The sequence below is a fragment of the Ruegeria sp. AH12 genome (assembly GCF_056541465.1).
In genome coordinates this window covers 230,876-246,424 of sequence record NZ_JBQFYL010000005.1, presented here as the reverse complement: position 1 = coordinate 246,424, position 15,549 = coordinate 230,876, and the positions used below count along the sequence as shown (strand labels likewise).

At 54.8% G+C, this 15,549-nt stretch carries 12 protein-coding genes; 4 read left to right on the top strand and 8 right to left on the bottom strand.

Annotation, left to right across the window (positions count from 1 at the left end; all coding sequences use genetic code 11):
• Positions 1–243: 243 nt before the first annotated feature.
• The 4 genes from ACR0EL_RS11285 to ACR0EL_RS11270 form a co-directional block, all read right to left on the bottom strand.
• Positions 244–867, bottom strand: a complete 624-nt coding sequence (locus ACR0EL_RS11285) for a class I SAM-dependent methyltransferase (RefSeq protein WP_480499967.1) — start codon at positions 865–867, stop codon at positions 244–246.
• Positions 868–1,025: 158 nt separating this feature from the next.
• Positions 1,026–2,852: a DUF4422 domain-containing protein gene (locus ACR0EL_RS11280; RefSeq protein ID WP_480499965.1), complete on the bottom strand. Its 1,827-nt coding sequence runs from the start codon at positions 2,850–2,852 to the stop codon at positions 1,026–1,028.
• 285 nt (positions 2,853–3,137) lie between these two features.
• Entirely contained in the window at positions 3,138–4,985 is a 1,848-nt protein-coding gene (locus ACR0EL_RS11275) for a M10 family metallopeptidase C-terminal domain-containing protein (RefSeq protein WP_480499964.1), read from the bottom strand.
• A gap of 405 nt (positions 4,986–5,390) precedes the next feature.
• The gene (locus ACR0EL_RS11270; protein ID WP_480499963.1) at positions 5,391–6,335 is read right to left on the bottom strand and encodes a c-type cytochrome; all 945 of its coding nucleotides are present in this window, start codon (positions 6,333–6,335) and stop codon (positions 5,391–5,393) included.
• Between the two features lie 54 nt (positions 6,336–6,389).
• Here ACR0EL_RS11270 and ACR0EL_RS11265 point away from each other — a divergent pair, with 54 nt between their 5' ends.
• The 4 genes from ACR0EL_RS11265 (at position 6,390) to ACR0EL_RS11250 (ending at position 9,901) form a co-directional block, all read left to right on the top strand.
• The gene (locus ACR0EL_RS11265; RefSeq protein WP_480499962.1) at positions 6,390–6,956 is read left to right on the top strand and encodes an RNA polymerase sigma factor; all 567 of its coding nucleotides are present in this window, start codon (positions 6,390–6,392) and stop codon (positions 6,954–6,956) included.
• Positions 6,953–7,699 (top strand): anti-sigma factor, encoded by a 747-nt coding sequence (locus tag ACR0EL_RS11260; protein ID WP_480499961.1) that lies wholly within the window; start codon positions 6,953–6,955, stop codon positions 7,697–7,699. The genes ACR0EL_RS11265 and ACR0EL_RS11260 overlap by 4 nt, the downstream gene beginning before the upstream one ends.
• Before the next feature lie 45 nt (positions 7,700–7,744).
• Positions 7,745–8,824, top strand: coding sequence for a helix-turn-helix domain-containing protein (locus ACR0EL_RS11255; RefSeq protein ID WP_480499960.1), 1,080 nt, complete (start codon positions 7,745–7,747; stop codon positions 8,822–8,824).
• A 207-nt stretch (positions 8,825–9,031) separates the two neighbouring features.
• Positions 9,032–9,901: a phytanoyl-CoA dioxygenase family protein gene (locus tag ACR0EL_RS11250; RefSeq protein ID WP_480499959.1), complete on the top strand. Its 870-nt coding sequence runs from the start codon at positions 9,032–9,034 to the stop codon at positions 9,899–9,901.
• A gap of 18 nt (positions 9,902–9,919) precedes the next feature.
• On the opposite strand, the gene ACR0EL_RS11245 is transcribed toward ACR0EL_RS11250, so the two are convergent.
• From ACR0EL_RS11245 to galU, 4 genes are all read right to left on the bottom strand, one after another.
• Positions 9,920–11,224 (bottom strand): UDP-glucose dehydrogenase family protein, encoded by a 1,305-nt coding sequence (locus tag ACR0EL_RS11245; RefSeq protein WP_480499958.1) that lies wholly within the window; start codon positions 11,222–11,224, stop codon positions 9,920–9,922.
• A 497-nt stretch (positions 11,225–11,721) separates the two neighbouring features.
• On the bottom strand, positions 11,722–12,792 hold the full coding sequence (locus ACR0EL_RS11240; protein WP_480499957.1) for a DUF2793 domain-containing protein: 1,071 nt from the start codon (positions 12,790–12,792) through the stop codon (positions 11,722–11,724).
• A gap of 213 nt (positions 12,793–13,005) precedes the next feature.
• On the bottom strand, positions 13,006–14,442 hold the full coding sequence (locus ACR0EL_RS11235) for a mannose-1-phosphate guanylyltransferase/mannose-6-phosphate isomerase (protein ID WP_480499971.1): 1,437 nt from the start codon (positions 14,440–14,442) through the stop codon (positions 13,006–13,008).
• Positions 14,443–14,514: 72 nt separating this feature from the next.
• Positions 14,515–15,408 carry a UTP--glucose-1-phosphate uridylyltransferase GalU gene (gene galU, locus ACR0EL_RS11230; RefSeq protein ID WP_480499956.1) on the bottom strand — a complete coding sequence of 298 codons (894 nt, stop codon included), beginning with the start codon at positions 15,406–15,408 and terminating at the stop codon, positions 14,515–14,517.
• Between the last annotated feature and the right edge of the window lie 141 nt (positions 15,409–15,549).

Sequence of the window (15,549 nt, the reverse complement as noted above, 5' to 3'; positions counted from 1 at the left end):
GCAAATCCACCGCATAATCAAACCAACCAGATGAGCCAGATCCTCTCTCAGCTCACGCGGCCATCTGCCCCAAATTCCCTGACGACGGACAGTCCAAGACATTCCCAAGAATGTCCTCGCAATTAAAGTAGGTATAGCATCATAGAAAAACGGCAACGTTCATCACAGCAAATGAACTCCATAACCTTTTGTGTCAGTATCGGGTTTTAGTTAACCGATGAGGCCAAGCCTCTGTGTCATGGTTCAGACATTGTATTGCACCGCCAGATCGCAGAACATGTTTTGCTCTAGTCCAAGACCCAAAACTTTGAATTCGTTTTCTGAAATAAATTCGTTAACTACATCCACCACGCCGAAGGGTGCATTCGCAATCGTGTCAAACATTGTGTAGTCGTTAAAGACGATGATACCGCCATCTTTCACGATTCGTGAGGCTTCGGCAGTATCCTTCGATACCGATTCATAGGAATGATCTGCATCAACGTAAACGAGATCGCAAGAGCGATCAGGTACGTTGGCGAGTACATCGAAACTGTACCCTCGATGGATGTGAATCTCTGTGCCGAATGGGATAGCGACTGATGCCATTTTATCGGTATAGTACTGGTAGTGTGATTTTCCCTCCAGCACGTCATTTATTGGTCGTCCCCAAAGCGAATCGAGCTGATCCAGCTCGAACGTATCTATCGAATGGAATGCTCTTGGATGCCCTTTTTCAATCAGGAACGAAGAGAAGTCTCCCGCAGCCACACCTATCTCGCAAAACGTACCGCCTTTGATGCTAGGCAGTATTGCTTCCAGCAGATCGTAGCGGTTAGCGTAAAGTCGGGCATCCTTCAGAAGGTGTGAAGGCAACGGCGTAGGCATTTGTTGGGTTTCCTTTGGGCTTTATGAACTCGCTGAAAAGTAAGCTTTAGGGTCTTTTCGTCTTGCACTGTTAGCCAAGAAGATAGAATTGCTCAACATCTAATGTGCCGAGCAATTGAGCCTCGGCTCAACATGCATAGGCGCGAACTTTGATGCACCTATCTAAGCGCCACATCAGCATGTCGGGCATTGTTAAGGTTTGCCCGATACTTTGAATTTAGATGGCACCAAAGCCAACGCACTAGTTTTCGCTTAAACGCTTCTGTGTATGACTCAGACCAAGGCGTTTGGTTCCGATGAAACCAATATAGGTCATAGTAAGGATTATAACACTTAGGGTGCCAAGGCTTGCGAGAGTCTGTAAAATGCAGAATTCCTGGATGTCGCGCCGCAAATCCGGCTTGTTCATCCGAATACGCCGGATCCAATTCGTTCTTAACAAAAATTCGATTGTTAACATTCCACCTCAGTTCAAGCGGTGTCGTGTTGTTCTCAAATACGATGTTGAGAAGGTCCTGATCCTGAAGAGTAATGTATTCGCCGCGATCTTCGAATGCGTTCTGCACTAGCTCTCTTAGATCTATTCGCCGCAGCCCGTCCACATCTAAAACCAGAATGCCCGCGTTAAAGTATCTGTGAGAAACGCTCATCCTCAAACGGCGTGACTGCATAACCCCACCTTCGTCAGGAGCCGCGCCGATCAGGTTCCCATTCAGATCAATGTCCCACAACTCTTCTAGTGCAGAGGTCGCCAGAGTATCTGCATCCATGTAAATTATCTTATGAACATCAGCCGGCAGATGCTCATGCATAATCAGTCGAAAGTATGTGGTTAAAGAAACATGCGGTCGGTTCATGGGCAACCAGCGCAAACTGTCCACTGGAATTTTGATAAATGAAACGTTTGCACCGAAGCCGTCTGCAACTTGTTCGATCTGCTGGCAAGAATCTTCCAGGATGTCACCTTTGTGAAAGATGTAGCAACGATATCGTGAGGCAGTTACTGCATTTCGCAGAACGGAATGCAGTGTTGTAGCCGCATGCATCGCGTAACCGTTATCAATAGCAAAAGCGAGATTTATCGGCTCGAGTTGCGACTCAGGTGGGCCCATCTCTTTCTCAGCCCGCATCCCGGCCGCCGCGATGGCCTCAGAAACCCGCGCTGTATGTGGGGCCTTTGCAGCAAATGCAATAGGGTGTTCGCGTAGGTTTGCGCCCTTTGCCGACTCCGCGTAACGAAAATATGTCTCAGTCAAACGCTCTGCCAGAAACCCCATCACTCTTGCTTGGTAGAAATCATATTGTGATGTATCAAGTCGGCGTTCAGTTTCTTCAAGAACTTTGATCATCCAATCTGAGTAATCAAAGAACAGATCGCGCCTCATTATGAAGATGTTGCCAAATCTAGTCTTGGTGTCTTTGAGAACCTGCAAGAAATATGGGAAAATATCTTTGTCCATAGCGCGACAGACATCGATGCAGGTATCCAAATCTCGCGCCCAGTGGTCTCGCACATACATGCTGTAGTTGGTCATAACATTGCCCGGCAAACCCACCGGATGGATATTGTATGTCGATGGGGTGAGAATATCCGCAGCTTTTACAGCCTTCCGGATGTTCTTGTCTTGCCACCCGAACCTTAGATAGTCGTCGTGATCCGCACGAACAAATGATTGAGCGTTCCTTTGTCTAGCCGAAAAAGACAAAAGCCGCCGATAGTGCATGAGACCATAGTAGTCTGCGTCGACATTGTGCCGCATCCAGTACAAAGCGGTGATCTCGCACCATTTCTTGTTTCGATCTGAAATGTTTACTCCGGTGTCATCGGGTATCGCGAAATCAAGTTTCGATTTTGCTAGCGCGGCGCCAACTTGGATGGGTTGCAGCGTTCCTGTCTTAATGATTGGCGCTGCCTTGTGATAGCAGACCCCGATAAAGATATCTTTCGTAATCATTCCAAAGGAACCTTTATTTCCATGGGTCATGTCGAGGCCGCTGATGCAGCAGCCTTTGAACACCGGCAAAACTTAGAGATCGGTAAACACAAATTAGTCACAACTGGCATGCCAAGTTGGTGCAGCACTATGGATTTCCGGCCAAGTCGTCAATGGTGCAAAACGCACCTTGGACTCCTTGCCTCGTGCTTTAGAATAAACACCAAACAAGAAGACCATCTTGATTGACGGGCCATCCTGAGACTATTTCATCGTGAAGCGGTAAGTCTGACACAAACAACTTGACGTTCAGTAACCGGCATTCGGATAAGCAGACTAAATAAACTGGAAGTCGTCCGTAGTGAGATCGGTGATTTGAACGCCCACAAGCAGTATAGTCCCAGTGCCGGTGTTGATCAAAGCATCGCTCCCGTTCTGGGTTATGGATAAAGATGCAAACGACCCTCCCTGAATGATGAGGGTATCCTGGCCATCTACATAGTCAGTAATTGTATCGTTTCCGTGGTTTGTATTGAAAACAAATTCATCTGAACCAGCACCGCCACTGAGCACATCATTTCCGGCCCCACCGTTCAGGATATCGTTGTCAGCCTGACCGAATAACCAATCCCGGTCCGCCCCACCGTTTAGTCGATCATTACCGGCGCCACCCCAAGCAACGTCAACACCCGCGTCGCCGTAAATCACATCACTGCCTGCTCCGCCTGCGAGTTGGTCATTCCCGCCGCCGCCGAAGAGGGTGTCGTCGTTATCGCCTCCATCTAGATAGTCATCGCCAGCGCGACCTTCCATGTAGTCGTTACCAGCGTTGCCCCACATTCGGTCGTTGCCGTTACCACCTACAACCCAGTCTGCACCGTCCGCACCTGCAAGTTGATCGTCTCCGTCTTCACCAATAACATGGTCATTTCCTTCATCTCCAACCAAGAAGTCATTTCCGACGCCGCCGTATAGCCTGTCATTGCCGGAGCCTCCCCAGAGAGTGTCATTGCCCCCGCCGCCAAAGAGAGTGTCGTTGTCGTCACCGCCCTCCAAATAGTCATCGCCAGCGCGACCCTCCATGTAGTCGTTACCCGCGTTGCCCCACATTCGGTCGTTGCCGTTACCACCTACAACCCAGTCTGCGCCGCCTGCACCTGCAAGTTGATCGTCTCCGTCCTCGCCAATAACGTGGTCGTTTCCTGCATCTCCAACAAGGAAATCATTGCCGCTGCCGCCGTAAATCTTATCATTGCCGGAGCCACCCCAAAGTGTGTCGTTACCGTTCAGACCGTAGAGCACGTTATCGACGGTATTTCCGTAAACCGTATCGTTCCCTTGGCCGGCAACATAGTGCTCAATGACGGTTCCTCGCATGATCGCCATATTGCCAACGAGACCGTAAACATTCGAGTATTGTTCGGCGTAGAGCGAAACATACTGGTCGTTGGTGTCATTCCAGAAGTTGATGACGTCCCATCCACCATCGTCAACAATGTTGAAAGCCACGCGATTGCCGATCGATGCAATCTGATCGTATACGCCGCCGGCGGTCGATCCCCAACCGTAGAAGGTGTCGCCCGTCCTTATGTCGTTAGGTTTGCCGTAAAGCTCCCACATGGCAAGCACGTCCGCGATCATAGGTGTAATCACAAGGGCCGTTGAAGCATTCACGTTTGGGTTTTCGCCCTGAGTGAAGTAAGACATGAGACTAGCTTGCCAGCTATCGTTTGAAAAAATGGCATGGGTGCCGTAGGTCACACCAGCGCCGTTGTAAGGGCCAGGATGGCCAAGTCCAATTGCGTGTCCGATTTCGTGCAGGTATGTCTGAAATGAATAGGTATCGATGCCGATTCCGTAGTTTGCAATCCAATTCTTGCTGACATTTACTTCAGCGTACCTCATATCGCGCAAGGTGCTGGTGTTGGACCAGCCATATTGAGAATAAGCGCCACTGAAATCATCATAAAAGAGTATGTCCGAGCTAAGGGCGTTGTGGGTCCATACAAATTCAAGGCCTGTAACCGACTCCCAAGTGTCAAGCGCCCGCTGGACCATCCATTGAACGTTGGATGCAACACCCGAGTAGTTAATCGTGATCGTGTTGGAATCCCACTTCCTGGGTCGAGTATCCTCGCCATAAACCAAATAGTCGGCGATCTGATTATGTGCGCTTGCTGACATTCTGCGGTGACCTTTGATAAAATCGAAGTTTAATTCTGTTTTCCAATGGTTAACTTCTGAACTCTAAATGGTCCATTTGAAACAACCAGAACACGGATACGCGTGTACGGGATGTTGCACGCACGCACCGGTTGCTTTGGATTGCCTAGACCAATGCAGATGAATGGGTCCGAAAGCTGACTAAATTGTGGCAAGATGAGGCGAAATGTCCTGCCGAAAGCTATTCCCGTCACGATCGCGACGAGCCGTGACAATGCGCAATATACTGTTGCAAAACAACTATTATGATTGATTTAGTCGTTCAGCCTGAGGTCCAGCCCGGGTTTGGTTCCCCCTTCGACCCGCACATTTCGCAGGCTCGTCAGCAAAGTCAAGCCAACCGAATAATGGTTGGCCAGAGAGCATTTAGCCCTGCGCTTCTTCCTGCAAATAGGCCAGCAGGTTCACGATGTCTTCGTCCTTCTTCAGGCCCGGGAATTGCATCTTGTTGCCTGGAACCGAGCCGCGTGGATCGGCAAGAAACCCAGACAGCGTTTGGGCGTCCCATGTGATACCAGAGTCGTTAAGTGCCGCCGAATATTTGAACCCTTCAACCTGTCCTGCCTGCGCCCCCAGAATACCAAACAATGTCGGACCAACACCGTTGCGCCCTTCTTTCAACTTGTGGCAGGCGCTGCATTTGCGAAAGACTTTCTTGCCAGCCTTTGCATCCCCCTCGACGGTCACCGCTGCAACCTCGGTTTTAGCTGCAGCTTCTGCACTGGCGTGCTCACCCTCTAGTTCGAATACAAGCCGCGCGGTTACAGGAACGGTGCGGGTGATACCTGGCAGCTCGGCCAGTTCCATCAGCTTGTCGATCCCGGCATTCACACCAGCATCTTCGGTGCTGATAAAGACCATATCATTGGTTGTAACCAAGACCGACTTTTCCGACAGGCGAGCCACGAACAGTGCAGCGTCAAATTCAACATCCGTTCCGGCCAGTGAAAGCACCGCCTCGCTATCAAACGTTATGGTTTGCCCGACCTCAAGCGCGCTCAATTCGCCCATGTCGATCTCGGCCGTCAACGTGGCGGTGCCTGCTTTGCGGAAGACGTACTCGATCATGCGTTCATTGCGGATATCGATATTGGTCTCGACCGAAGACAGATCAATTTCAATCATTGCCTGGCCGTCTGGGCTGACCGTCCCACTCAGGGATGTGAAGCTGTTGATCTCACCCACCGTGTCTTTCTTGATGCTGCCATAGGCAAGGTGCGAGCCGTCCGGCACCAAGGTCCAGCCTTCGGCCAGGGCAGGGCCTGCAATAATTGCCGACGCGATTGTGACCGCGTGTATCAGATGTTTCATTTCATTCCTCCTCGGGTTATGCCAGTCCTGAGCGCGCGGGCCCGGCCCGTGAACATGAAACACACACAGGTCGTATTTTATTCGATGACGGGTGAAATAAGCTCGGAACAGGCGGTCAGAGCCGCAGTGCAGACGCATTCCAAACGCGTCTGGCGTTTTGCTTTGGCGCTGTCGGGTGCGTCGGACGTGGCCGATGATCTTGTTCAAGCCACATGCCTGCGCGCGCTTGAGCGTCATCATCAGGTGACATCGCATGATCGACTGGATTCGTGGCTGATGACCATCTGCCGATCAATCTGGTTGAACGAGGTCAGATCCCGCGCCGTACGCAGGGCACAGGCGCTGTCGGTAACTCCCGAATCCGAGCTGGTAGCAACAGGCCCGGATTCAGAAACGAATATTTTCGCCACTGAAGTGTTTACCCAAGTGATGCAACTGCCAGAAGCGCAGCGGGAAACGGTCATGCTGGTGTTTGTCGAAGGCTACAGCTACCGCGAGGCCGCCGCGTTGCTGGAGGTTCCCATCGGCACAATCATGAGCCGGCTGTCCAGCGCCCGGCAAAAACTGAAAACCGTAATGCAGCAAGATGCGGCAAACGCCGCACAACGGAGTGGCAAATGACGTTTTCCGACGAGACGCTTCTGGCGTATCTGGAAGGCAATTTGGAAGAGGCCGAGGCCCGTCAGATCGAGCAGGCGGTCGAGGCGGACCCAGAGCTTGAACAGCGTCTGATGGCGCTGGATCCGTTTGCCAGTATGGTGCAGGGGGTTTTCGAAGCTATTCCCGCGCAAGCGCCCGAAGTGGTTCTACCTGAGCTCGCCGCTCAAACATCCGGGCCTGCTGGCATGGGTTTGATGCGGCTCGCCGCTGTAGCGGCCAGTGTTGCGGTTATCGCCGCGTCTGCGACCTGGTGGACCATGCGACCCGCACCTTTGGGCTGGGCACAGCAGGCCGCAATTTATCAGTCACTCTATGTGCCAGACACAATCGCTCCGCTGGATGCGTCGACCGAAACTTTGGACAAGCAGTTTGCGATGGCCGAAGAACAGCTGGGCCGTTCCTTGAATCGGGATGCGTTGGAGGCGTTGCCGGGGCTTGAGCTGAGGCGGGCGCAGGTGTTGTCGTTCAAAGGCAAGCCGCTGATCCAGATCGTGTTTGCAGATGAACAAGGGCAACCCTTGGCCTTTTGCGTGATCCGTCAAGGACCTGACGCCCCGAACAAACCAGCCAAATCGGCGGTGCTAAGCGGTTTGGCCACAGTAACATGGGCTCAGGATGGGTATGGCTATATGCTTTTGGGCAGCAGTCCACAAACCGATCTGAGCGGTGAACTGGATGTTCTGTCCCAGACATTTACGGGTTAGAAAAATCCACTTGTGAACCGCCCGAAATGCCCAAAGAATGTGGGCATGAAGTCCAAGTCTGTCATACCGCTGCCCGAGGATGAGGCCGAAGAGGCCACACCACCAAGCATCTATGACTCTGATCCATCCGACGAGGATGACCTTTGGTTTCTCCCTCCTGAGGATGAGGACGCAGCAGAGGATTTTTTGCCTCCCGGCCCCCGGCAGGACAATCGGGTTTTGTTCGACCCGCGCGACTGGCGGGCCGCGCAGGCGGCACTCTCCGCTGAGCTTGCCGATCTGGCCCTAACCTTTGGCGCGCTAGATGAACGCTTGCGGGCGGGACCCGATGGCTGGACCCACCGTCTGGCATTGATGGACGTCTCGGATCTGGGCTGGTGGACAGGCGACCGGATCGGTGTCGACCGATTGGCCCTGTGGACAGGCTTGCGCATTGGGGCAACCAGCGATGACGCACAAGCCCTGTACCGGGCGGGGTGGGCCGTGCGCCGCCTGACCTCGGGCGCGGGCCCGTCGGTTGGTGGATGGCAGGCCGGGTTAGGCGCATTTCTGGACCGAATGGCCCAGGGGATCGAAGAGGTACCCGAGGCCGTGGCCGATTTGGCCGAGGTCATGGGCAATGTGCAAGGCTTGCATCCGGTGACACAGGCCGCGATTGCCTTTCACGCATGGCGCGCTGTCTCGGACGGGATCGGACAGGATACCGAAGCTGCGATTATCGCCGCACGGCATGCGGCATCAATGGGTCGTGGCGGGGCCATGTTCATGCCGCTGGCCTTATCCGGGCCCGGCGCGCTGCGCGGGATGGGCGAACCCGAAGAGAAACTCGCGGCATGGATCACCGGGGCGGGGCAGGCGGCCCTGGCCGCATTGCTGCATCTTGATCGGGTCAATGCATGGGAGGTGCGGGCCCGCGAAGCAACAGAAGGTTTATCAGGTCGCACCCCGCCTCTGCTGATTGATCTCCTGACTGCATGGCCTATGGTTTCGGCCCCGTTGGCCGAGGAACTAACAAAAGCGTCGCGTGCTACAGTACAACGTAATATCGACCGGTTCAGCCGTCGGGGCTTGCTGCGCGAAGTGACAGGGCAGGGGCGGTATCGCGTCTGGACAGCGGCTCTGTGATCCAACAGCCACTCCTGCCGGAAAGCGGCCACTGCGCGCCGAGGCAAAGACAGTTTCGGTTCTAAGCACGTGGTTGTTACAGGCAACATAATGTCGCTGAAGCGCTAGGCATAAGGGCCGAACCAAACTTAGCCTTACAGTCAAGAAGCACTGTTTCGGGCCATGCCCCAGCGTGGCTTCTTTCGAAACACAGCGACAGGTGCCTAGATGTCAAACGCGCATGAACTGACCCAAGAACAGTCTGACCGATATTGGCAGGATGGCTTTCTGTTTCCTCTTTCTGTCTTTTCCGAAGACGAAGCTGCGGAGTTCCGCGCCGAACTGGAACAAGTCGAAAAAGACTGGCTGGCGGCAGACCTGCCATTGCCGCTGAACACCTATAAGCGGGTCAACGCCCATCTGGTGATCCCGCTGGCAGCCCGAATCGCTCAAGACAAGCGTATTCTGGACGCGGTCGAAGGTGTTCTGGGCCCAGATATCATGATCTGGTCCGCCGAGTTTTTTATCAAGGAGCCACAGACCACGCAAACGGTTGGGATGCACCAGGATCTGACCTATTGGGGTATGGGCGAGACGCCTGATCAGGTGACGGCCTGGATCGCGCTGTCACCGGCCACGGTTCAAAGTGGATGCATGGATTTTGTACGTGGAAGCCACAAGAACCCGATCCTGCCGCATACCGACACCTATTCCGAGACAAACCTGTTGTCGCGCGGTCAGGAGGTGGCCGTCGACGTTTCTGAGGACGATAAAACTCATATCGAACTGAAACCCGGCCAGATGTCACTGCATCACGGGCTGACAATCCATGGCTCTGGCCCAAACGCATCAAACGATCGGCGGATCGGGTTGGCGATCCGCTATCTCAGCCCCGGGGCACAGCAACTGGTGGCAGATCGTGACTATGCCATGTTGGCGCGGGGATCGGATGCGCACAGCAATTTCGTGCCCGTCCATGCCCCGGACGCGCTGTTTTCGCCCGAAGCTCTGGCGCTGTATGAACAAGTGCGGTTAGACCAAAGCAAAGCGTTGGCCGAAGGGGCGGATAGCTCTGTTCCGCTTTATTCCAAGATGTAAGCTTGAAGGGTCAGGCGCTTAGCGCCCGACACCAACATAGGTCTCAAAACCGGATTTCAGCGCTTTGCTTTCGGTATAGATGTTGCGCAGATCGACCATGCGGGGTGTGTTCATCGCTTCTGCTAGATCCGTTAGATTCAGCGCCCGGAATTCATTCCATTCAGTCAGCAGCACGACCACATCGGCGCCTTTAGCTGCGGCATAGGGATCATCAGACCATTCAACGCCGGGCAACAGCGCCTCACCTTCGGATTTACCCTGAGGGTCCACTACACGCACTTTGGCCCCACCGCCGATCAGGGCAGGGACGATGGTCAGCGACGGAGCATCGCGCATGTCATCGGTGTTAGGCTTGAACGTTACACCCAGCATCGCAACGGTTTTGCCGTTGAAACTGTCGCTACAGGCTTCACGGATTTTTTCGATCATGCGCTTTTTGATCTCGTCATTCACACGAATGACGGTTTCGGTAATCTGCATCGGATACGCATGCTCTTGACCGATCCGTGCGAGCGCGGCGGTATCTTTGGGAAAGCACGACCCGCCGTAGCCGGGACCAGCATGCAGGAACTTGTTGCCGATACGACCGTCCAGACCAATGCCGCGCGCGACCTCTTTCACGTCGCCGCCGACACGCTCGCAAAGGCCCGCTATTTCGTTGATGAAGGTGATCTTGGTCGCCAGAAACGCGTTGGCTGCGTATTTGATCATCTCGGCGCTTTCCAGATCGGTGGTCAGGATCGGGAAGTCACGCAGATACAAGGGACGGTAGATTTCGGCCATTACCTCAGCCGCCCGGTCACTTTCAACGCCAACCACGACGCGGTCTGGGCGCATGAAATCGTCGATGGCGGCCCCTTCTCGCAGAAATTCCGGGTTCGAGGCGACATCGAAATCCGCATCGGGGTTGGCTGCGGAAACAACCGAATGCACCTTGCGGTTTGTGCCTACCGGCACGGTCGATTTGGTGACAATGACGGTATAACCGGTCACCGCCTGAGCGATCTCTTCCGCTGCGGCCATCACGTAAGTCAGATCCGCATGACCATCGCCGCGCCGCGTCGGCGTACCCACCGCGATGAACACGGCATCCGCACCGTCTACGGCGGCCACCAGATCGGTGGTAAAGCTTAGCCGTCCAGCGGCCACGTTCTTGGCCATCAGCACATCAAGGCCCGGCTCATAAATCGGAACGTCGCCAGCCTTTAACATGTCGATCTTTGCTTCGGCCTTGTCCACGCAGATCACGTCATGGCCAAAATCTGAGAAACACACGCCCGACACCAGGCCCACATAGCCAGTGCCGATCATCGCAATACGCATTCTAAAATATCCTTCTCACCAATTACCGCCTGCGGCGCGCATACAATCAAAGAAACTGCGAAGGGATTCAATGCCTGACTCAGGCCTGTCCCTGCATTACACAGTTTCTTGCTGATTTTTGAGACGGAATCAGACGATGCGACCCCGTAGGCCAAACCCAACGATCCGCGCTGATGAGCGGAAACATGGAAAGAGTGGGGCCAGTCTGGCCGAATTCCTGTTGGATCAGAAGCGTGAATTCATGGTTTCAAGCAGCGCGCGCCATCGTTTGGCAGGAACCGCTTGCGCTACATCTCTTGGGAAGCATGCGAAACAAACCCAAATCTCTGCGTGTATTATCGCAATCTGGCGGACATTGCAGGCACGCCGCGAATCAATCTACAACGGCAACAGGACAAGGCGCACTCTGACTGCGGGGCCTTGTCCGATTGTTCTTTGAGGAACTAAAGCGCAGACGTTTGCGCCCTGATATCTGGTCTGTACGCCAGCTACTTCAATCAGAACCAGCGACCGATGGCGGTAACCGTCGGCGATAGTGTCGAAGCGTCAGAGGCGGCCGATAGCACCTTGTAGCTGACCTGAGATGTGGACGGCGCATCAAACCCGACAAAGCGCACTGTGGCCCCGCCGCTACCGCTGACGGCAGGGGTATCAGCGAATGTGGCAGGAAAGGCCCAGGTGACAACGGCGCTTGAAAACAGCGCACCTTCGGCATTTGTGCAATCCGTTGCGGGTAAGGCGGCGGTACAGATTTGCGTGCCATCGGCAAAGCGGATGTAGTCGCCATTTGCGGTGCTGCCCCGTTCGATCACGGCCCCTGTGGGGGTGCCCGAAACCTCGGAAACATTGCCCAGCAAATTACCCGGACCATAGCCATAATCGGCGCGCATCAGGCGTCCAGCGGTTGTGTCTTCCGCACTGTTCTGGACCGCCGCGCCTGTGGCGGTACCGGTGGCGGGGTCAATGCTCAGCGCATCCGTCCAGCTGCCGCCGTCCGGGGAAACCTTGATCGAGAAACCCGTGCTACCGTTCAACCCCATCTCGGCATGGCCGGTCCAGTTGGACTGAAACAGCAGCGACGCGGTGTCCGAAGCATCGGATTTATTGATTTTCAACTGATGACCACCACCATCGTGGCTCAGCAATGTGGCCGGGCTGCGGACGGACAGGCGGTTGGTAGAATCTGAGCTGGTGCCTACACCAACACCATCCAGATTCTGCGTCGGGACCTCAGGAGTAATCCAAGCCCCACCATCCCAGACCTTCTGTAAGTCAGCCGCCAAGTCCCAGGCGCGCCAACCCGTATCTGGCGAGACGAAATGCCAGCTATTGTCCAGCCAGGCTGCCAACTCTCCGCCGTGACCAGCCCAATCGCCGGATGGGCTTGCCCCCAATGCATACAACTCGCCCTGTTCTGGCACCGCCGGAGGCGTGGTTGCATCAGTCGAGGCAACAGTCAGTTGCACCACAAGATCCAGACGGCGCAGTGCCTCGTTGTGGGTGACGTGTTTCTGCGCCTGAGAGGGTTGCAGGAAAGGAAGGTTCAATCGGGGTGAGTTCTGTGACACGGGGCGCGCCCTCCTGTGGCTGTCGGTCAGACATTTCTGTTGCGCGCCACCCTGCCGTCATGCGCATGAATCCTGTCTGACCGGGCAGATCGCCCGATTTACCCAATGTTAGGTCTTTGTTTCCAAAACATGGACAATAATACGATATGGCGCAGCACGTTCACGAAACAGAAGTTGCAGGCGTGATTCCCGGCATCGCGCGACGGGTTATGTTTAATTGCGCGCGTAGATGTCTTCGTACCGGACGATGTCATCTTCACCCAGATAGCTGCCGGTCTGCACCTCGATCAAAACCATGGGCACTTTGCCCGGATTCTCCATCCGGTGAACCGCACCTAGCGGGACATATACCGACTGGTTTTCCGAGACCAACTGAACCTTATCATCAATCGTGACTTTGGCCGTGCCCTTGACCACGATCCAATGTTCCGAGCGATGATGATGAGACTGCAGGCTTAGCGCTGCACCAGGGTTTACGTGGATGCGCTTGACCTGAAACCGGTCATCAATCACCAGGCTTTCGAACCACCCCCAAGGACGGTGGTCGACAGGCAAAGATTCCGCCTGCCGCGCACCTTTGGCCTTCAGCGCACTCACCGCCTGTTTGACATCCTGCGCCCGGTCCATGCTGGCCACCAGAACCGCATCGGGCATCGCGACCGTGATGACGTTTTCCAAACCCATAGCGACCACCTCTTGCGCCGGGGATTCTGAACGGATCAGAACGTTCTGGCAATCGATGGTTGTAACCTCTCCGGTCGTGGCCACACCGCTCGCGTCGGGTTCGCTCAGCTCATGCACGGCGGTCCAGCTGCCCACATCGGACCAGCCATCGGCATAGGGGACAACACTCAGGTTTGCCGCCTTTTCCATCACCGCATAGTCAATCGAGATATCATCGACCTTGGCCCAGGCACTGGCGTCCAGGCGCAAAAAGCCCAGATCGTTTTGGGCCAGCTCCACCGCTTGCCGGACCGGTTCGACCAAATCGGCCGCGTGCTGTTCGAAGGCCCCGATGATGTCTCGCACGGCAAACAGGAAAATGCCCGAATTCCACAGATAGCTGCCATCCGCCAGCATCGCCTCAGCGCGGTCCAGATCGGGTTTTTCGACAAACCGGTCCAAGGGAATAGCCGCACCAGAGGCGTCTGGCATCTGGCTGAGTTTCAAATAGCCATACCCGGTTTCAGGTCGGTCGGGCGTGATACCAAATGTAACCAGATCACTGCGTGCCGAAATTGCTTCGATCCCGCGTGCAACGGCGGCGTGAAAGGCGGTTTTGTCGGGAACCACATGATCAGACGGGGCCACCAGCATGATGGCCTCGGGGTCACTGTCCGACAGCTGCAGGGCGGCGGCCAGAACGGCAGGCGCAGTGTTGCGCCCTTCGGGTTCGATCAAGATCGGGCCAGGATCAACACCAACGCCCATCAACTGTTCAGGCACCACGAATCGGAAGGCTTCATTGGTTAGAATCAAGGGCTTGGCATAAGGTGCAGCCTTCGGTCCACAAAGCCGCACCGCGCAATCCTGTAGCAGACTGGTCTCACCCACTAACGGCACAAACTGCTTAGGATAGCTTTTGCGGGACAGGGGCCACAAACGGGTTCCTGACCCACCGCAGAGAATGACGGGATAGACGGTATTCATGATGCGCATGCCTTTGAGCTTCAGCTATCTGAATGTATCGCCTTATTCGCCGTTAAGGGGAAGGGCCAGCGCCTACTGAGCCGCTTTTCCCGTGGCAACGATGTCATTCAGATACTGGCTCAGATCGCCGCGCAAATCGTCACGCGCCAGTGCAAAGGCCACAGTAGCCTGCAGGAACCCGGCTTTTGAGCCGCAGTCAAAGCGCTGACCATCAAATTTGTAACCAAATACCGGAACACCGTTCCGAATGTCTTCTGCGATCGCGTCGGTCAGTTGAATTTCGCCACCGCTGCCGGATTTCATCGAGTTCAGATTATAAAGCACAGACGGACCCAAAACATAGCGCCCAATTACGGCAAGGTTCGAAGGCGCCTCATCCGCTTTGGGCTTTTCCACCATACCGCGCGTGCGGACCACGGTGCCGACATTATCACCGACATCCAGCACACCGTATGAGCTTGTTTGTTCCTGCGGAACCTCCATCGCAGCAACCATGTTGCCGCCGGTTTCCTCATAGGCTTCGATCATCTGCTGCAGGCAAGGTTTGTCGGCTGCAATCACGTCGTCGGGCAGCATCACGGCAAAGGGCTCGTCCCCAATCAGGCGGCGCGCGCACCAGACGGCATGACCCAGACCCAGCGCTTTGTGCTGACGGATATAGGCAATTGCCCCGCTTTCCATATTGGTTGCGTTCAGCGTTTCAAGCAGATCATCTTTGCCCTTGGCCTTAAGCGTTTGTTCCAGAACCAGATTGTGGTCGAAGTAATCCTCGAGAGCGGATTTCCCCCGTGAGGTGACAAAGATGAACTCCTTGATTCCGGCGGCACGCGCCTCATCGATGGCATATTGCACCAAGGGCCGGTCAACCAAGGTCATGATTTCCTTGGGAACAGATTTCGTCGCAGGCAGGAATCTTGTGCCCAACCCGGCAACGGGAAAAATCGCTTTGGTGACCTTGCGTGTCATGGTGCCTCTCAAATCGTAACTTAACCGGAGGATCGCTGCCTTTCCGGTGTGTCCTCTTAGGCTGCGAAACCGGATCAATCAATAACGCCCGTCTTTTCGGGTACTAATAGGTCAAATCGTGCCATCTTGTGAGGGCAGAGT